Annotated in this window: 18 protein-coding genes; 6 read left to right on the top strand and 12 right to left on the bottom strand. The window is 44.1% G+C overall.

Going from position 1 to position 17,754, the window contains the following annotated elements; genetic code table 11:
• Positions 1 to 45 precede the first annotated feature (45 nt).
• A complete protein-coding gene (locus FNC98_RS03715) occupies positions 46 to 777 on the top strand; it encodes a hypothetical protein (RefSeq protein WP_143579999.1) in 732 nt (243 codons plus the stop codon).
• Positions 778 to 960: a hypothetical protein gene (locus FNC98_RS03710; protein WP_143579998.1), complete on the top strand. Its 183-nt coding sequence runs from the start codon at positions 778 to 780 to the stop codon at positions 958 to 960. It begins immediately after the preceding gene.
• A gap of 325 nt (positions 961 to 1,285) precedes the next feature.
• Here the strand turns inward: FNC98_RS03710 and FNC98_RS03705 are convergent, their stop codons facing one another.
• Positions 1,286 to 2,326 carry an IS110 family transposase gene (locus tag FNC98_RS03705; RefSeq protein ID WP_260680384.1) on the bottom strand — a complete coding sequence of 347 codons (1,041 nt, stop codon included), beginning with the start codon at positions 2,324 to 2,326 and terminating at the stop codon, positions 1,286 to 1,288.
• A gap of 99 nt (positions 2,327 to 2,425) precedes the next feature.
• Between FNC98_RS03705 and FNC98_RS03700 the strand changes: the two genes are divergently transcribed.
• Positions 2,426 to 2,854, top strand: coding sequence for a hypothetical protein (locus tag FNC98_RS03700; RefSeq protein ID WP_185968051.1), 429 nt, complete (start codon positions 2,426 to 2,428; stop codon positions 2,852 to 2,854).
• Positions 2,855 to 2,936: 82 nt separating this feature from the next.
• On the opposite strand, the gene FNC98_RS03695 is transcribed toward FNC98_RS03700, so the two are convergent.
• The 8 genes from FNC98_RS03695 to rpsP all read right to left on the bottom strand — a co-directional run bounded on the left by FNC98_RS03695 (position 2,937) and on the right by rpsP (position 10,751).
• Entirely contained in the window at positions 2,937 to 3,437 is a 501-nt protein-coding gene (locus tag FNC98_RS03695; RefSeq protein ID WP_143579997.1) for a TlpA family protein disulfide reductase, read from the bottom strand.
• Positions 3,437 to 4,573, bottom strand: a complete 1,137-nt coding sequence (gene tyrA / locus FNC98_RS03690; protein ID WP_143579996.1) for a bifunctional chorismate mutase/prephenate dehydrogenase — start codon at positions 4,571 to 4,573, stop codon at positions 3,437 to 3,439. Before tyrA ends, FNC98_RS03695 begins: the two co-directional genes overlap by 1 nt.
• Before the next feature lie 3 nt (positions 4,574 to 4,576).
• On the bottom strand, positions 4,577 to 5,647 hold the full coding sequence (locus FNC98_RS03685; protein WP_143579995.1) for a 3-deoxy-7-phosphoheptulonate synthase: 1,071 nt from the start codon (positions 5,645 to 5,647) through the stop codon (positions 4,577 to 4,579).
• An 868-nt stretch (positions 5,648 to 6,515) separates the two neighbouring features.
• Complete coding sequence (acs, locus tag FNC98_RS03680) at positions 6,516 to 8,453, bottom strand: acetate--CoA ligase (protein WP_143579994.1); 1,938 nt, start codon at positions 8,451 to 8,453, stop codon at positions 6,516 to 6,518.
• Between the two features lie 344 nt (positions 8,454 to 8,797).
• Complete coding sequence (gene rplS / locus FNC98_RS03675) at positions 8,798 to 9,148, bottom strand: 50S ribosomal protein L19 (protein WP_143579993.1); 351 nt, start codon at positions 9,146 to 9,148, stop codon at positions 8,798 to 8,800.
• Positions 9,149 to 9,176: 28 nt separating this feature from the next.
• A complete protein-coding gene (gene trmD, locus FNC98_RS03670) occupies positions 9,177 to 9,926 on the bottom strand; it encodes a tRNA (guanosine(37)-N1)-methyltransferase TrmD (RefSeq protein ID WP_144035442.1) in 750 nt (249 codons plus the stop codon).
• Positions 9,927 to 9,945: 19 nt separating this feature from the next.
• Positions 9,946 to 10,467: a ribosome maturation factor RimM gene (rimM, locus tag FNC98_RS03665; protein WP_143579992.1), complete on the bottom strand. Its 522-nt coding sequence runs from the start codon at positions 10,465 to 10,467 to the stop codon at positions 9,946 to 9,948.
• A gap of 35 nt (positions 10,468 to 10,502) precedes the next feature.
• Entirely contained in the window at positions 10,503 to 10,751 is a 249-nt protein-coding gene (gene rpsP / locus FNC98_RS03660; RefSeq protein WP_044835858.1) for a 30S ribosomal protein S16, read from the bottom strand.
• Positions 10,752 to 10,980: 229 nt separating this feature from the next.
• Between rpsP and FNC98_RS03655 the strand changes: the two genes are divergently transcribed.
• Complete coding sequence (locus FNC98_RS03655) at positions 10,981 to 11,949, top strand: DMT family transporter (protein ID WP_143579991.1); 969 nt, start codon at positions 10,981 to 10,983, stop codon at positions 11,947 to 11,949.
• A 101-nt stretch (positions 11,950 to 12,050) separates the two neighbouring features.
• Here FNC98_RS03655 and FNC98_RS03650 read toward each other — a convergent pair whose 3' ends face one another.
• The 3 genes from FNC98_RS03650 to ffh form a co-directional block, all read right to left on the bottom strand.
• Positions 12,051 to 12,446 carry a nuclear transport factor 2 family protein gene (locus FNC98_RS03650; RefSeq protein ID WP_143579990.1) on the bottom strand — a complete coding sequence of 132 codons (396 nt, stop codon included), beginning with the start codon at positions 12,444 to 12,446 and terminating at the stop codon, positions 12,051 to 12,053.
• A gap of 178 nt (positions 12,447 to 12,624) precedes the next feature.
• Positions 12,625 to 13,740: a hypothetical protein gene (locus FNC98_RS03645; protein ID WP_143579989.1), complete on the bottom strand. Its 1,116-nt coding sequence runs from the start codon at positions 13,738 to 13,740 to the stop codon at positions 12,625 to 12,627.
• A gap of 177 nt (positions 13,741 to 13,917) precedes the next feature.
• Positions 13,918 to 15,300, bottom strand: a complete 1,383-nt coding sequence (ffh, locus tag FNC98_RS03640) for a signal recognition particle protein (RefSeq protein ID WP_143579988.1) — start codon at positions 15,298 to 15,300, stop codon at positions 13,918 to 13,920.
• A gap of 249 nt (positions 15,301 to 15,549) precedes the next feature.
• On the opposite strand from ffh, the gene FNC98_RS03635 reads away from it, so the two are divergent.
• Positions 15,550 to 16,761: an SO_0444 family Cu/Zn efflux transporter gene (locus FNC98_RS03635; RefSeq protein WP_143579987.1), complete on the top strand. Its 1,212-nt coding sequence runs from the start codon at positions 15,550 to 15,552 to the stop codon at positions 16,759 to 16,761.
• A 140-nt stretch (positions 16,762 to 16,901) separates the two neighbouring features.
• Positions 16,902 to 17,696, top strand: a complete 795-nt coding sequence (locus tag FNC98_RS03630; RefSeq protein WP_143579986.1) for an inner membrane protein YpjD — start codon at positions 16,902 to 16,904, stop codon at positions 17,694 to 17,696.
• Positions 17,697 to 17,754: the final 58 nt, after the last annotated feature.

Below are 17,754 nucleotides of genomic sequence, written 5' to 3'. Positions count from 1 at the left end.
AACTGCATACGTAAGCGTTGAAGATAAGGTTCAAAAGGAAAACTTATGAAAAAATTAGGCATTGTAGCCCTTATTATTTTACTGATTTGTGGTGGCGCACTTTGGTATCTGGCTTCCCAGGATTGGAACGGATTTATCAAGTCACAAATGGAAATTCGTGGTACCGCGTTAATGGGAGAACCGGTGACGGTGCAGGAAGTCGACCTTAAGTTATTTGAAGGTTACGGCGCTATAAAAGGCTTTAAAGTTGCCAGCCCCAATGGTTACGAAGCCAAGCATGCCATCGATTTTGGTGAAATGGCGCTAAAAATTGATATCAACAGTTTACGTGGCGAGCCGTTGGTGATTGAAGAGGTAACCATCAAAGATCCAAAAGCCTTTATCGAATTTACCGGTACTGGCGGCTCCAATATTCAGGAGCTGATCAGTAACGTTAAAAAGCATCTGCCAAAGGGGCAGGCGCAACCAGAACCAAAACAGGGAGACACAAAAGAAACTCTGATTTCCATTAAAAAAATTACCCTGACGGGTATGGCGGTTCAGGCCGATGTTCGTAAACTCAATTCCAAAGTTTATGATCTGAACGTACCGACTGTGGAGTTAGGTGGCATTGGTGGCGAGAAAGGCCTGCCAGCGGATCAAATTGGCGCTGAGCTCGCGAATCGCGTGCTGAAAGTGGTTCAGGATCAGGCTGAAGATTTGACCAAACAAACCATAAAAGATAAAGCTGAAAAAGAAGGTAAGAAGCTACTCGATAAGTTGTTTAAGAAAGACTAATTGAATAGCGTTATTGAAGAGGCGAGCGTCAAGCTCGCCTTTTTTATGGATGCTAGAATTTGGGGTCACCCATTAGAAAGCTCCGGTCAAGAACGCAGCCGTGTTTTCTTACTCTTTTTAATGGCAAGTACAGGGTTAAAGCTTCAACTCATTGATATTAGTGAATATGCACCTAATTTATGACAATTATTTGGTGTAAATATGCACCAGTCACCCATCTGAATTTAGGCGATTTAGGCAAGCATCAATGATGTTTGCCTAAGGCCCTTAACTTGCGTTTCAGTCATCGTTTAGTACCAACCCCTGGTCCAGTTCCTGGCAAAGCCTTAAGCTCTGCTCAATAACAAATCTTTGGTTATGTAATGGCATCCAACCCTAAATGGCTCCCGGCGTTGGGCATATTTAACAAATCAATATTGAGCGGTTGATGCGAAGGCCTAATCAGATCTTATGGTTTTTCCAACCCCAGTATTAACTCAACGCATCAACCTAAATCATCATAATGTCATTAACTGAATGCTTTGTTATCCTCGAATGCTACGTTACTTTTAAGTACGTGGTAACAAGCTCTCGCGAGCTTATGAGCAACCGTTTTAAGGGCGATGTTGCGATTCGTTCTAGCCAGTTTTCGCTGATAGTACTTTTTTATTGCCGGGTTGTATCGCATAGCAAAATTGGCCGCTTCTATAAACGCCCACGCTAGATAACGGTTACCATTTTTTATATTCGTGGAGCCTTTTTTCTTACCGTTACTTGTCCTGCTGCCATTTACGCAGCGACAATACGAGGCGAAGTTACCCGCACTTGCAAACCGTTCTATCGTTCCTGTTTCTAACATGATGGTCAGCGCAAGCACCTTGCCGATACCATCAATGCTGGTCAGTAAACGAAATTCAGGAGACAGCGATACTTGCTTTAAAACCTGTGATTCTATGTGCTTAATCTGTTGCTGTGCACAGCGCAATAACGCTAGGTTTGAATAGACGGCAGTACTGGTATGTGCCGAAGAGAATGTTTGGTTGATATCATCGATATTCGTCTCTTCAAAGCACTGGGCCATTTGCTTAATTTTATTGCTGCTTGGTTTATAACCCAGGTGGCGCATATAGCAACTTTGGATGGATAACAAATTCTTTGTCGATTGCTGTACGATATCCATTCGCTTGCGCATCAGGTCTCGCACGCTTCGCATTTCTTTTGGGTATATATAGCCTTCAGGCAACACATCAAGCCGTAGCATTTCAGCAAGCCATCGGGCATCCGTTTTATCGTCAGCGTGCTTGAGTCCTGAATATTGTTGAATCGCACTGGGATTAGCTAAGTGCATTTGGAAACCATCTTCCATCAAAGCATCGACAAGCCAGTACCAGTTAAAGGTCGACTCCACAACGAGTCCGGTCAAATCATTTTTGTAGGGTTTTAAGAATGATTGAATAACCGTTAAATCGTTATCTAGCCTTTTGGTCAACAACTTTTCACCGTTACCATTTACAATAGCAATAACACAATTGTTTGAATGCAAATCAATTCCACCATATAGTTTCATCATAAGCTCCTCTCGATACTGTTTATGTTTTGGTCAACACAACTGTATCGATTACAAGAGGAGCTTTCTATATGATTATCAGATCTTGAATTGGAACCCTGTATGGCGAAAACCGTTAGCTTCAAGCGACAAATAAAGAACAATCTAATCGCCCTTATTTCGATATTTATCGCAATATCGTCGCTGGCTTATAACACCTGGCGCAACGAGCAGACGGAATATAATCGCAATATCCGCACTTCTTCCTTTGAAATCATTAAATCTCTCGCACAGCTGCAATTGCTGGTTGATTATGCCCATTACGATGCAACCGACCATGATTCGATAAAGGGCTGGTCACATGTACTCTATATCCGAGATTTGACCACCGCCATGTCTGAGCCAAGTCAGGAATCCGCACAGCAGTTATTTGCAGTATGGCAACGACATTTCTCGAATGTGGAAACCGAAAAGCAAAGTATCGAAGCGATTACCGTAGCGATAACAGATTGTCGCGAGCAGGTATTGTTAGAATTGCGGGAATTAAAATAAAGTGAAAATATCACGAGGTCAGAACCATTGAAATTTCAACCGATTCTGCCCCTTGATTTATGCGTTAAGTAATATTTGCAAACTAACGCTCTGCAGCAAACTTGGCGATATCCTCGCCAATGGAGATTTGTGGACGTTCGATGATACGGCCAATTTCCTGGCCATTCTTAAACACAATAAACGTCGGCGTATACTTCACCTGGTATTTCTCTGCTTTACCATCGGGATCTGATTTTTGATAATCCAAAGAGATAAGTTGAAATTCCAAATCAGGTAGCTGCTCAGCCAGTTTTAGAAAACGCGGTACTTCTCGCTGCGAGTCATGACACCAGGTACCAAATAGCACTTTAACCTTAATCTGGTTTGCATAAGGCTTAAGGGCATCAACCTCTTTTTCTGACAGATTGTAGTTTTCATACGACAAGGTAAATTTTGGATTGCCCGCCAATAATTCATCCGCCTGCATCGGCCCGTAGGACGATTGCACGCTGCCTGGCGATGTCGCTTCACAGGCGAACAGGGTAAACATCGAAACTAATAGAATCGATTTTTTAACGATGGCAATAAGGTTAGACAGCACCATTAGCTCTCCTTGGTTTTGTTAAGTAATTGCTGGCTCTCTTGCAAAAAGCTTTGGGCGTAATCACCGAACCACTCAGATACTTCCGTAAAGGTTTGCAAAAACAGGGCCTTATCCTGACACTCAACAGCGCTAAGCAAGGTCAGGAATCTTTGCGCATATCGTTTCATAACCGCCACATTATTGCTATTAGAAAATATAATATCGGCGTAAAGTTGTTTATCCTGAGCGAATAATCGTCCGACCATGGCCAGCTCTAACCGATATATGGGTGAGCTCATATCTAAAAGTCTCTGTAAATCAGAACCTTCCTGCATCAGGTGATAACCATAGCTGATGGTTGAAAAATGACGCATCACCTGCACCATCGCCATCGTTTCATCATGCTCAGCGGCAGAATAGTATTTTAACTCTGCGCCCCAAACCTGAAGCTGTTGCATGAACCATTCACAAGCAAGCAAATCCCGGCCTTCACAAACAATGACGGTTTGCTTAATCATGCCGGTGACACCTGGACCAAACATCGGGTGTAACCCCACCACAGGACCTTTATGGGCATTTAACATCGCCGTCATCGGCTCAGATTTAATCGAGGTGATATCGGCAAGAATGGACTTAGCATCAAGGAAGGTAAGTTTACTGATAACCTGTTCAGTAACGTTAATTGGTACCGCGACGATAACCAGATTGGCGCCGCTTAAAATGTCTTCTGCCTGTTGCCAGTCATCTTCTTCTAATGTTTCGACTTGATAACCAGAACGCTGAAACAAATCGACAAAAATCGCACCCAACTGCCCTGCACCACCGATTACAACGACTTTATTTATATCAGGGTTCACTTTCTGATAACCCTTTTCATCTTGCGATGAGTATGAGTCGCGCATAATGCGCTTGAATAAATCCTGGATTAACTCTGTCGATACTTCGTAGCTTTTGCATTTATCCCGCAAGCTAGCAAGCAGCGCTTTTTCCCGCACGGGATCAAATATCGCCACGCCCGCTTTACTTTTTAATGCGCCAACCTGACTGGTGACCTTGCGTCTTTTTGCCAGTAAAGAGAGTAACTGATGATCGATTTCATCAATTTGCTCCCGAAGCGCCGAAAGGTCGGCGCTAAATTTTCCATCTGTGGTTGCCATCAATTAACGAATCCGCTCGCTCAACACGACACCGAGTTTATCATTCATCGAGGATAATAGAGTTTCTGTGGTTTGCCAATCAATACAGGCATCGGTCACGGAGACACCATAGGTCAATTCGTCTTTTGGCGTATCGGCACTTTGATTGCCTTCATGCAAATGACTTTCCAGCATCACACCAATGATCGATTTGTTGCCTTCGCAAATTTGATTAACGACATTGTCGGCAACCAGCGGTTGACGATTGTGATCTTTACTTGAATTTGCATGGGAGCAATCAATAACCAACGCCGGGCTTAAGCCTTTAACTTCCAACTGTTCTTCACACAGGGCAACATTTACTGAATCATAGTTAGGCTGTTTACCGCCACGTAAAATAACATGACCATCTGGGTTTCCAGAGGTTTTAATCAATGCCACCTGGCCTTGACGGTTTATCCCCATAAAGCGGTGCGAGGAGGCTGCAGATTGTAGCGCATTGATAGCGACATCTAGGCTGCCATTGGTACCATTTTTAAAACCAATCGGCATCGATAAACCACTCGCCATTTCCCGGTGCGTTTGCGATTCTGTTGTCCGCGCCCCGATCGCTGACCAGCTAAATAGCTCAGCCAAATACTGCGGAGATATTGGATCAAGTGCCTCGGTTGCTAATGGCAAACCAAGCTCGGTGAGATACAACAATAACTCGCGAGCGGTTTTCAAGCCGGTGGTGACATCAAAGGTATTATCCATATGCGGATCGTTTATCAGACCTTTCCAGCCCACTGTAGTACGAGGCTTTTCAAAGTAAACGCGCATGACGATATACAAAGTATCCTTGTACTGATCATGTAGTGCTTTTAAACGTCGACCGTATTCTTTGGCAGCTTCCACATCATGCACCGAGCATGGTCCGGAAATCACCAAAAGTCTTGGATCGCGTTTGTGAATAATGTCCGCAATGATATCCCGGGATTGCATAATTGACTGGCGATGATGCTCAGCCAATGGGAATTGCTTGCGCAATTCTTGTGGGGTAATAAGGACTTCTTCTGAATTGACGTGAACGTCATTGAGTTTAGTGCTGTGCATGTTAACTACTTCCGATCAAAAAATATGAGTAAAACAAAAAATAAATTAAAAAAACGAAAAACGAGGGCTTGGTAAAGGATTACCAATAAAGATAGGTATGGCGGTAATATCGGAAATGTAGATAAAAGTTTTGCATTGCTATGTATTGTTTGTGTTTTCGTTGTTTTATGAGAAACATACTCGCCTGAGTGAAACCTTTTTAACAAGCATTGTTTCAAGTGGCAAGTATTTTTTGCACTTTTTGGCAATTAAATTGTACAAAGGCAAAAATCTAATGATTTTTGGGAAGAGGACTTCGTCGGTTTTGGCCATGGATTGGCCTTTATGCCGAAAATGCACTAATACATGGAAGTATGTAGTTAGAATAACGCAGGAGCAGTTATCGAGGAGCAATTTTCTGTGAGGACGCTGTCGAAAGTTTGAAATTAGTCATCCCGGCGTATGCCGGGATCTCGCTTTTCGAGCTAAAACCTGAATTTGGCTGAATAACTCTAAAGTGCCAGCCAGAGTCATACGCTATCCCGTTTATTTACTCCGTCTTCCCAGCATGTTGTTGGCTGGGATCTCCCTTCGACTTCCAGAGATTTGTTTACTTATCTTTTTGAAAAGTAAAAATAAATGAAACCACAGCACGCGACACGAGATCCCACTCAAAGACATAGTGGGATGACGGCGCATAATAAAAAGAAAGTGAGAGGTTCACTGACTCTAAATCGCTCAAAGCCGCCTGATTGAAAATCAGTAAAGTTACGACAGCGTCCCCAACGACGTCAGTCTGTCACCCGGAAACCTGCCCAAGTAAAGGTTTTCTCACCGACGTAGTCTCCCTCTAAAGCAAAAAGGCAGAGCGTATGCTCTGCCTTTTAAGCTATCGAATTAACCGATTTTCAATCAACTCATCCACCGCACTCGGATCGGCGAGGGTTGAGGTATCACCAAGGTTATCCAACTCGTTCTCAGCAATCTTACGCAAAATACGGCGCATGATTTTACCGGAGCGGGTTTTTGGCAGGCTTGGCGACCATTGCAGTAAATCCGGCTTTGAAAAGCTTCCCAGCTCTTTTGCGACCAGTGCTTTTAACTCGGTATCTAAGGCGTCACCGCCCTCTTCGCCCTTCATCAAGGTAACGTAGGCATAAACCCCTTGTCCTTTGATATCGTGCGGATAACCAACAACGGCAGCTTCTGAGACTTTAGGATGCAGTACCAATGCGCTTTCAATTTCAGCGGTGCCTAAGCGGTGCCCTGAAACATTTAACACATCATCAATACGACCGATGATCCAATAGTAGCCATCTTTATCACGCTTGGCGCCGTCGCCGGCAAAGTAATAACCAGGATATTGCGAGAAATAGGTATCATAAAAGCGTTGCTGATCGCCATAGACAGTGCGCATTTGCCCCGGCCAGCTTCCGGTTAGCACTAAACGACCGCGACACTCGCCTTCAAGCTCGTTACCATCGGCATCTAAAATAGCCGGTTTAATACCAAAGAAAGGCAGACCAGCAGCGCCAGGTTTTGACCCGGCAGAACCCGGAAGGGAGGTAATTAACACACCACCGGTTTCGGTTTGCCACCAGGTATCAACGATAGGACAATTGTTCTTACCAACTACCTCGTAATACCAATGCCAGGCTTCTGGGTTAATTGGCTCACCAACGGTACCAAGAAGACGTAGCGATGATAAGTCCTGTTTATTGACCAGTTCATCCCCTAAGCCCATAAGTGCGCGAATTGCGGTTGGCGCGGTATAAAACACATTTACTTTGTGCTCTTCAATCACCTGCCAGAAACGCGATGCATCAGGATATGTTGGTACCCCTTCAAAGACTAAAGTCGTCGCACCATTTGCTAACGGACCATAGAAGATATAGCTGTGACCGGTGATCCACCCTGCATCTGCGGTACACCAGTAAATTTCGCCGTCACGGTAATCGAAAACATACTTGTGAGTCATTGCCGCATAGAGAATATAACCACCACAGGTGTGCAATACGCCTTTCGGTTTGCCGGTAGAACCTGAGGTATAAAGGATAAATAACGGGTCTTCAGCGTCCATCACTTCCGGCTCGCAATAGTCATCCGCTGCCGCCATTGCCTTTTCATAGTTAACATCAATGGCATCGTTCCAGTTAACGTCACCACCGGTACGTTCCACAACAATAACCGAGTGAACGTTAGGACAATCGGCAACCGCAGCATCGACATTGTTCTTCAATGGAATAATTTTACCGCCACGAACACCCTGGTCGGCAGTGATAACCACTTTACAGTCGGCGTCTAAAATACGGGTTTTGATCGATTCTGTAGAGAAACCTCCAAAGACCACCGAATGCACCGCACCGATACGAGCACAGGCCAACATGGCATAACCAACTTCGACAATCATTGGCATGTAAATACAAACCCGATCGCCTTTTTGCACGCCGCGGCTTTTCAGGACATTGGCAAACTTGTTTACCTGATCGGATAATTCCTGATAACTAACATGGCGGCTATTGCCTGGCTCATCACCTTCAAAAATTAATGCCGTTTGCTCAGCACGTTCTGGCAAGTGACGATCGATACAGTTGTAGCTAACGTTCAGTTTCGCCCCGGCAAACCATTGAATTTGCGCCTGATGATAATCGACTTTGGAAACCTCGTCCCAAGGCTTGTACCAATCGATAAACGTATTGGCTTGCTCAGACCAGAATGCATCAGGCTGTTCAATCGACTGCTGATACATCTGTTTGTATTCTTGTTCACTTAAATGCGAATGGGCTTTGGCGGCATCACTTACCGGATAGAAAGGTTTTAATTCCATGGTCTTCCTGCTCAAAATCATTTGTTTTTTTAAATTATCATCAACAGCACTCTAGTATGTCGCTACTGATTTTCCCTAGGTTTCAGTCACTGAAAACCTGAGGTTTAATGTTGTTTTGTTATGAATTAACTAATAAAGGATAATCAGTATAAACACAAGATGACAACGCTGTCATTAAAAATTAAACAAAGTTATTTTGAAAATCGGGCAAGACTTTGGAATAGATTATTCGTTTAAAAGCTGAATTGTTTTCGACCGAAGCGCGAGATTGAACAGGGATAAAACGTTTCAAAAATGAAAAAAGCCGGCGACTGCCGGCTTTTTCAAAGCAATTAAGTAATGAATTACTTAGCCAACTTTTCCTTGATACGCGCTTTCTTACCAGAAAGTTCACGTAGATAGTAAAGCTTAGCTTGACGTACATCACCGCGACGCTTAACAGCGATTTCTGCTACTAGCGGGCTATGTGTCTGGAATACACGCTCTACGCCTTCACCGTTAGAAATCTTACGAACGGTGAAAGATGAATGCAAACCACGGTTTTTCTTAGCGATTACTACACCTTCGAAGGCTTGAAGACGTTCTTTGTCACCTTCTTTTACTTTAACTTTAACAATTACAGTATCACCAGGTGCGAACGCTGGTACGTCAGTTTTCATTTGCTCGTCTTCGAGCTGCTTAATAATATTGCTCATAATTATACCTTTTGCCTAGAATACACTGCTAGTTATTGCCGGAATCATGTTTCGCTTTGATTTCGCTTAACATTTTTTCCTGCTCATCAGTCAGAGCTAGATCTGTTAATAATTCAGGACGTCGTAACCAGGTTCTTTCTAAAGACTGCTGTAATCGCCACTTGCGTATCCGCTCATGATCGCCGCTTAATAAGACTTTCGGAACCGATTTGCCGTCCAGAACTTCTGGTCGGGTGTAATGTGGACAATCGAGTAAGCCGTCAGAAAATGAATCCTGCTCAGCTGACTGATTGTGTCCCAATACACCGGGAACAAATCGCGCCAGGGCATCGATTACCGTCATCGCCGGAATTTCTCCGCCGCTTAATACGTAATCGCCGATTGACCATTCTTCATCGATTTCCGATTCGATTAGTCGCTCGTCTATGCCTTCATATCGTCCTGCGATGAGAACAATATTCTTATGCTGCGATAATTCACGTACGCCTGTTTGATCCAGTTTACGTCCCTGCGGTGACATATATATCACATGAGCATCGCCACCGGCGGCTTCTCTAGCTGCCTGAATTGCGTCACGTAATGGTTGCACCATCATCAACATTCCCGGACCACCGCCATAAGGTCGGTCATCAACGGTAGAGTGTTTATCATGGGCGAAGTCTCTTGGATTCCGGGTATGGAATTCAATCAACCCATTACGTATTGCCCTGCCTGTCACCCCAAACTCAGTAATAGCGTTAAACATTTCTGGAAAAAGGCTTATCACCTCTAACCGCATCGTGTCGTTAGCCATTGAGTTAGAAACCTGGGTCCCAGTCCACGTCAATTTGTTTATTATCAAGTGATACAGATTTGATCACCTGATCTTCTAAATAAGGAATTAACCTTTCTTTTTTGCCAAACGCATCATTGCGATTAGCTTTAACAACCAAAACGTCATTGGAGCCGGTTTCCATGATGTCGGTCACTTTACCAAAGTTATAACCTTGTTCGTTGACCACATCCATACCAATCAAATCACGCCAGTAAAACTCACCTTCCGGTAATTCTGGTAATTGCTCATCGGCTACGATTATTTCGGCACCGGTGCGCAATTGCGCGTCATTTCTGTCATTGATATCGGAAAACTTGGCAATCAGACCATTATTATGGCGTCGCCACTCACTTACTTCGACATTCAGCTTGTTACCACCCAGATTCAAAATCCAGGGGCTATAATCGAAAATTGCTTCTGGCTCTTCAGTATAAGAATGAATTTTCAACCACCCTTTAATGCCGTAAACAGCACCGATTTTTCCGAGGATGATTTCTTTTTCCATAACCTGATACCCAGTAACAATCGTTGAAAAATCAATTAAGCCGCTGCTTGAGCGTCTTTAACCAATTTAGCAACACGATCAGATAAACCTGCACCTTGACCAACCCAGTGGTTGATACGATCTAGGTCTAAACGAAGCTTTTCCGCTTGACCTTGTGCAGTTGGGTTGAAGAAGCCAACTTTCTCGATGAAACGACCATCGCGAGAGTTGCGGCTGTCAGCAACAACTACTTGGTAAAATGGGCGCTTTTTGGCGCCGCCACGTGCTAAACGAATGGTAACCATACCGTCCTCTATTTAATAAGTTGTAAAACGATTTCCAGACACTTTCCCACCACAGGGGTAAGAAAAGCTCGCAGATTTTACGCTTTTACAGGGAAAAAGCAACCTTAATGCACATATTCGAACAAATTTGTGACGAAACACAAGCTATTGCGACGCATCTGCGCTAGAATCTTCGCCTCGATTTTTAGGGCTGCTACATAAATGCAGTTCTCACTCAAGATTTTAGAGCATGACTGGCAATTCACCACAGAACCTCAAAGGATTAGTTTTAGCCCTTACCACAGCCATTATGTGGGGCTTGTTGCCGCTTGCATTAGTTTCTGTACTACAGCTGATGGATTCTTACACCATTACCTGGTATCGCTTTTTATTCGCAGCGGTACTGGTAGGTATAGGTTTAAAAAACAAGAATCAAATCCCTAAGCTGTTCACCACTGACAGGCAATGGCTAAAACCTTTAGCCATTGCCGCGGTATTTTTGAGCCTTAATTACATCCTTTATTTGTCATCGTTATACTTTGTACCGGCTGAAACCGCACAAATGTTAATACAGATGGCGCCGCTGATGATGCTGATTGGTAGTGTGATCTTTTTAAAAGAATCCTTTAGCCGCGGGCAAATGGTTGGCTCTGTGGTTTTGGTGGTTGGGCTTGCGCTGTTTTTTAATCAACAGTTTACGCAATCGGCAAGCTTAAACCGTGACGATTTTTTAATCGGATTTGTGATTATGCTTGGCGCTTCTGTTACCTGGGCGATTTACGCCATTATGCAAAAGCAGATGCTGCAGAAATTCACCGCCAATCAAATCATGTGGGTAATCTACGTATTCAGTAGTTTGTTCTTTTTGCCGGTATCCAGCCCGGCGCAGGTGATGAGTTTTGACTGGATTGCGGTGTTGTTATTACTATTTTGCTGCGCCAATACACTTATCGCCTACGGCAGCTTTGCAAAGTCACTAGAGTTCTGGCCGGCTTCTAAGGTTAGTGCCGTATTAGCAATCACGCCGCTGTTAACCGTACTGTTCGCAACCATAGCGCAACAATTTTTTCCAGAACATGTAAGTGCGCAACAGTTAAATGCACTGGCATATTTTGGGGCGATATTGGTCGTAACGGGTTCCGTGCTTACCGCTCTTGGTAATAAAATTTTATCAAAACAGGCCATGCAAAAAGTTAAGGTTAAGTTCGGTAAAAGTTAATTTTCGGCACTCTCTGCCAGCCCAAATTCTGCCTGACAATCGTCTGTCAATGTCTGAGCGCGGTATTTATTAAAAGTGCCTTTTCCAACCTTTTCATTAGATCAATACATGGTATTGGGGTTATTTGAAGTTTCCGGGATACGTTGAATCGCGTCCCAGTGCTCAACGATTTTTCCGTTTTCATCAAAGCGGAAAAAATCCATGGTGACGTATTCTTCCGTCTTGTCGTTTTCCGCTGGCCAGGTTTGATGAGTATGCAGTGCCACTAAATCTCCTTCGGCTATCGCCCGGACAAACTCAATGGTTTTGCCGGGGTACGCTTGCTGCATCCGCTGGAAATAATCGATAAATGGTTGTTTACCATCATCGACTAGCGGGTTGTGCTGAATATACTCATCACCTACGTATAGCTCAACCGCGCTAACTGGGTCGCCAAGATAGGCTAGGCGATAAAAAGCGATAGCATTTTGCTTGTTGGTTTCGAGATCGTTGAGCATGGCCATTCCTTAATGTTACGCGGATATCTATTAAGGACAGTCAGGGAATGAAAAGCAGTTTCAAAATTCATCTAAATAGGGACACTGTCGTTGTGTTAACGCCATAACCCATTGATAAATAGGAGGAGGGTCAGAAGTTAATTGACTCTAACCCCTCAGACGGAAATAGAAATATCGATTAGTCGGTAAGCTCGATGTATACCGGATGTGAGTGCAGCGCTTTTTGTGAGCCTTTCAGGGAAAAGTTATAACCACAAAGGCCAAAGTTGCCGCGTTTTGCTAGCGAGTTGACGAGCAAAGAAGTATCCAGTGGCGAGAAGTTAGCGTAGTAATCGCCGCCGTTTTCTACCGAAACATTGAATGGGCGAATTTTATCGCCGTTATTAAACTCGATGAACTGGCAGGTATCATCGCCTTTTGCCGATAGTAATGACCAGATTTCACCATCACGCTGAATATCAGCTTTCCAGTGGATAACCAAGCCATCATGCTCACTCATCATCAGATAAAAATCATCTGGCATTTCCAAACGATGATTACGTTCGGTGGTAGTGCTGGCAAGAACTGGCATCATTAATTGCGTTGCTTCGCTTGGTTGTTGGTCTGCCGTTGGCAAATATGGCCAGGCCATTAACGTAACAACCACAAGGCTCATGGCACTAGCTAGAGACCCGGATAATTTCTTGTGCTGGCTAAACCAGGCATGAAGTTCCTGACGCCATTTGGCAAATTCTGATAATTGCGCCTGTTCGTTGGCCTTGCGATTTGCATACTCATCGCCATGAGCACTGTACGGCGCATCGTTGTATGGATTAGCGCTAGCGTTAGCGCCACCAAACAATACCGGCTCTACCCGGGCATTTAGGGGTTTAGTTGTCACTTTAACGGGTTTAGCAAAGGTCGATAAATCTACTGGCCCTTTGTAACCTAAGGTATAAAACTGGTGATCTTTTGCCGGCAAACTGAACACATACAGCCCCATAAATACCACTAACATTAGTGGTGTGTAGGCGCTCCAGTGTGGCAGAAAAATGGGGAGTAGTAACGACAGACCGCTCAGGCTAACAAAAGTCCAGGCAAGCCCTGCTTTTTGCCCGGCATCACGAACCCGACGAATTGTGGTGTAGAAAACCACAAGAACGCTAGGGACCAGCCATATCAGTTGCGCCCACCAAGAAGTAAATAGATTACTGGTGAGAACAAAGAACAACAGCATCACGGTGACAAAAATTGCCAGAAAACGTTCGCCGTTGTCACGACCTAATAAACAGATTAAAGATTTAAACAATTGCACGGTTCGCCACGCCTTTATTATTCAGGTTATTTGTTGCTATTTGTTCCCATTGTCGGGGAACAACACCCTGAATATACCCTAAACATTACCAATAAAAAACCGAAGTTATGCACCTCGGTTTTTGTCTGCCAGATGGAAACGGATTTCTACCCGGCAGTAATTTTGCTAACCCCTTGATTAGCGACGGAACATACCGCCTGTACCACCCATTCCTGGAGGCATCATGCCTTGCATTGAGCGCATCATTTTTTGCATGCCCCCCTTGCCTGACATCTTCTTCATCATTTTCTGCATTTGCGTAAATTGCTTAAGCAATTTGTTCACATCCTGAATCTGAGTACCAGAACCGGCAGCGATGCGACGCTTTCGAGAACCTTTGATAATTTCCGGACGCTGACGCTCAGCCGGAGTCATTGAGTTGATGATGGCTTCCATACGGACGGTCATTTTATCATCGAGCTGACCTTTAACCTGATCCGACATATTACCCATACCCGGCAATTTATCGAGCAGACCCATCATCCCGCCCATGCTTTTCATTTGTACCAGTTGCTCGCGAAAATCTTCTAAGTCAAAGCCTTTACCGCTTTTTACTTTCTTAGCAAGTTGCTGGGCTTTTTGCTTATCGACCTTTTGTTCAACTTCTTCGATAAGTGACAATACGTCACCCATACCAAGAATTCTTGAAGCGACACGGTCTGGATGAAAAGGCTCTAGTGCGTCGGTTTTCTCGCCGACACCTAAAAATTTGATTGGTTTGCCGGTAATGTGACGGATTGATAACGCGGCACCACCACGGGCATCACCATCGGTTTTGGTCAGAATCACCCCCGTAAGCGGTAACGCATCGTTAAAGGCTTTCGCGGTATTTGCCGCATCCTGACCTGTCATTGCATCAACAACAAATAACGTCTCTACCGGATCAACTTTTTTGTGAAGCTGCTGGATTTCATCCATCATCTCGCCGTCTACGTGTAAACGACCAGCGGTATCAACTAATACAACGTCAATGAATTGCTTTTTCGCATGCGCAATAGCTGCATCGGCAATGGCTACAGGCTTTTGCGAGATATCACTTGGGAAGAACTCGACACCAATTTCATCTGCAAGCGTTTCTAACTGCTTGATTGCCGCAGGACGATAAACGTCGGCACTGACAACCAATACTTTTTTCTTCTCACGTTCTTTTAAGAACTTAGCCAGCTTACCAACAGAGGTGGTTTTACCCGCACCCTGCAAACCTGCCATTAGTACGACGGCTGGAGGGGTTGCTTTGAGATCCAGGGCTTCGTTGGCGCTGCCCATCGCCGCTTCTAATTCACTGCGAACGATTTTTACAAAGATTTGCCCCGGAGTAAGGCTTTTAGTAACTTCCTGGCCTACCGCACGTTCTTTAACGTTGGCGATAAATTCGCGAATAACCGGTAAAGCGACGTCAGCTTCCAATAAAGCCATACGCACTTCACGTAACGTGTCTTTGATGTTGTCTTCAGTAAGACGACCACGACCACTGATATTTTTTAGCGACCGGGTTAAGCGATCGGAGAGATTTTCGAACATGGATTACCCAGAAAAATATATGTCATTACTCTATTACGCCCTATTATACCCGCACAAAACAGAAGCGAAAGCATATATTTTGGCCATGGCGCAGTAATTTTCTCGATTTCGCTCAGGATACGGTAATCCGCAGCCGAGTTGCAGCATTATTACAATTCCCTTACGATTTACTGATAATTTATTAAGAAAATTGCGGTACAATCAACCTATGTGTCATTAAGGTAAGTGTAATCGAGGTACTATTTGTATATGGATTCATTGCTCGCATTAATCAACAATTTTATTGCCATTATCAACGAAGCCAGCCCCTGGTTGTTGTTAGGCCTGATTATTGCCGGACTAATGAAATCCATGGTACCAACCCAAGTGTTAAGTCAACATCTTGGTGAAGGCAAAATCGCTATCGTCAAAGCCGCTTTTATTGGCGCACCTTTACCCCTGTGTTCCTGTGGAGTAATTCCGGTAGCAACCCAACTGCACCGCTCCGGCGCCTCTTCTCCTGCCACCTCCGCATTTTTAGTGGCAACCCCCGAAACCGGAGTAGATTCCGTTTCCGTATCCTACGCCTTGCTCGGCCCTGTCATGGCTGTTTACCGCCCAATCTCCGCCATCACATCGGCAATATTTACCGGGTTGTTAGTAGACCGTGGCACTAAATCCGACAATGCTCGAATTAACGAGACACCCACTGTAACTTCCACTGAAGTGAATACTGGGTTTAACAAGACACCCACTCTAACGTCTTCGGAAAAAGCAGAGCATCAGCACGGGCAAACTAGCTGTTGCGCCAGCCATTCAGAAGCCGACCCTATTCACCAAACGGTAAAAGAAATAGAAACTGAACAAGCATTAGAGGTAAAGGAAAGCAGTTGTTGTGCATCTACCGCAACCGCTGTTGCAGACGATAGGCCGTCGTTATTGAGTAAATTCAGCACAGGGCTGCGCTATGCTTTTACCAAACTATTAGATGACCTGATTCTTTGGTTATTAATCGGATTGGTATTCGCAACATTGATTCGCACTTTTTTACCGGCCGATTTCCTTTTACAATACGGCAGCGGCATCTCAGCAATGCTATTGATGATTTTGATATCTGTACCCATGTACATCTGTGCAACCGCATCAACGCCGCTTGCAGCGGGATTAATCATGGCCGGTATATCTCCTGGAACCGCACTGGTGTTTATGATGGCGGGCCCTGCTACCAATATTTCTACACTTGGGGTAATTCGCAATGAAATGGGTGGTCGGGTATTAACTCTCTACCTAGCTGGTATCGTAGTTTCATCCATCGCCTTTGGATTAGGGTTAGATTACGCTTTAGGCTATTTTGATATCAGTATTCATGAGCAAATGAGTCATAGTCACGAATTATTACCAATCTGGTTTGCCGGCACCTGCTCTGTCTTGCTATTGCTCTGTGCGATAAAACCGCTACGCAAACGCATCTTAAATGCGTGAATCTCGACGATTGAAAATATTAGTAACATGATTTCGTAGTATTGAGAGTCGTTTCTGATATGATGTCAGCAATTATGTTTTCGAAATAATTCTCAATCACAACGTTAATAACAATAACTGGCTTTGGAGCTACGAAGACCATGACAACGGTCCTTGCAATTATTACAGCCCTGCTATATCTAACCGCTGCATTTTCAGTGTATACAAGATTATTCAAAGCAAAAGGTCCAAACCCGAAACTATTTTTTTCACTGGGTTGTGCCGCTTGTTTCAGCCATTGTTTGCTGATCAGCCATTTAATTTTCTCCGACGCAAAAGTCAACTTTAGCCTGTTAAACGTAACCTCTTTAGTAGCCTTAATCATCGCCTTGTCGGTAACAGCTCTCTCGTTGCGCGCAAAAATCAATTTAATATTGCCCGGGGTATATACCTTTGCCGGTTCATTTTTGCTGATAGCGTTACTCATCCCCGATTCCGGAACTCTGGCCATCGACCCATCCCAAGTAGTACTGGTATTACATATCAGCCTGGCATTGTTGGCATTTGGGGTTTTGGTAATAAGTACCTTGTTTGCGATTCAAGTAAACTTCATTAACTACAAATTGAAAACCAAGAATATTTCTGCGGTAAATCATTTACCGCCATTAATGCAGGTAGAAACCCAGCTGTTTCGCTTACTAATAACCGGAGTGTTATTGCTTATCGCCTCGCAGTTTCTTGGTGGGTTATTTATTGATAGCTTTTTCGCTAAGGATAATCTTCACAAAACCGTATTGTCTTTAATTGCTCTTGTCATCTACCTGGTGATCATCTGGGGACATTATCATCTGGGCTGGCGTGGTCATAGAATCATGATTTTATCAACGATCGCCACAGCGTTTCTTACATTATCCTATTTTGGTAGTAGATTTGTCCGAGAGATTCTTTTATCTTAGACCTCCGGGCTGTCGATATCACAAAGATACATTCACAGACCTGATTATTTGTTAGGCA

The sequence above is a fragment of the Thalassotalea sp. PS06 genome, assembly GCF_007197775.1.
In the GTDB taxonomy this organism is placed as follows: Bacteria; Pseudomonadota; Gammaproteobacteria; order Enterobacterales; family Alteromonadaceae; genus Thalassotalea_A.
The sequence above is the reverse complement of the archived record's forward strand: the minus strand, read 5'-3'. Positions and strand labels throughout refer to the sequence as shown.

Coding starts and splice junctions, on each gene's coding strand:
- FNC98_RS03715 (WP_143579999.1), top strand. CDS start 46: ATGAAAAAATTAGGCATTGTAGCCCTTATTATTTTACTGATTTGTGGT.
- FNC98_RS03705 (WP_260680384.1), bottom strand. CDS start 2,326: ATGATGAAACTATATGGTGGAATTGATTTGCATTCAAACAATTGTGTT.
- FNC98_RS03700 (WP_185968051.1), top strand. CDS start 2,426: ATGGCGAAAACCGTTAGCTTCAAGCGACAAATAAAGAACAATCTAATC.
- FNC98_RS03695 (WP_143579997.1), bottom strand. CDS start 3,437: ATGGTGCTGTCTAACCTTATTGCCATCGTTAAAAAATCGATTCTATTA.
- tyrA (WP_143579996.1), bottom strand. CDS start 4,573: ATGGCAACCACAGATGGAAAATTTAGCGCCGACCTTTCGGCGCTTCGG.
- FNC98_RS03685 (WP_143579995.1), bottom strand. CDS start 5,647: ATGCACAGCACTAAACTCAATGACGTTCACGTCAATTCAGAAGAAGTC.
- acs (WP_143579994.1), bottom strand. CDS start 8,453: ATGGAATTAAAACCTTTCTATCCGGTAAGTGATGCCGCCAAAGCCCAT.
- rplS (WP_143579993.1), bottom strand. CDS start 9,148: ATGAGCAATATTATTAAGCAGCTCGAAGACGAGCAAATGAAAACTGAC.
- trmD (WP_144035442.1), bottom strand. CDS start 9,926: ATGCGGTTAGAGGTGATAAGCCTTTTTCCAGAAATGTTTAACGCTATT.
- rimM (WP_143579992.1), bottom strand. CDS start 10,467: ATGGAAAAAGAAATCATCCTCGGAAAAATCGGTGCTGTTTACGGCATT.
- rpsP (WP_044835858.1), bottom strand. CDS start 10,751: ATGGTTACCATTCGTTTAGCACGTGGCGGCGCCAAAAAGCGCCCATTT.
- FNC98_RS03655 (WP_143579991.1), top strand. CDS start 10,981: ATGACTGGCAATTCACCACAGAACCTCAAAGGATTAGTTTTAGCCCTT.
- FNC98_RS03650 (WP_143579990.1), bottom strand. CDS start 12,446: ATGCTCAACGATCTCGAAACCAACAAGCAAAATGCTATCGCTTTTTAT.
- ffh (WP_143579988.1), bottom strand. CDS start 15,300: ATGTTCGAAAATCTCTCCGATCGCTTAACCCGGTCGCTAAAAAATATC.
- FNC98_RS03635 (WP_143579987.1), top strand. CDS start 15,550: ATGGATTCATTGCTCGCATTAATCAACAATTTTATTGCCATTATCAAC.
- FNC98_RS03630 (WP_143579986.1), top strand. CDS start 16,902: ATGACAACGGTCCTTGCAATTATTACAGCCCTGCTATATCTAACCGCT.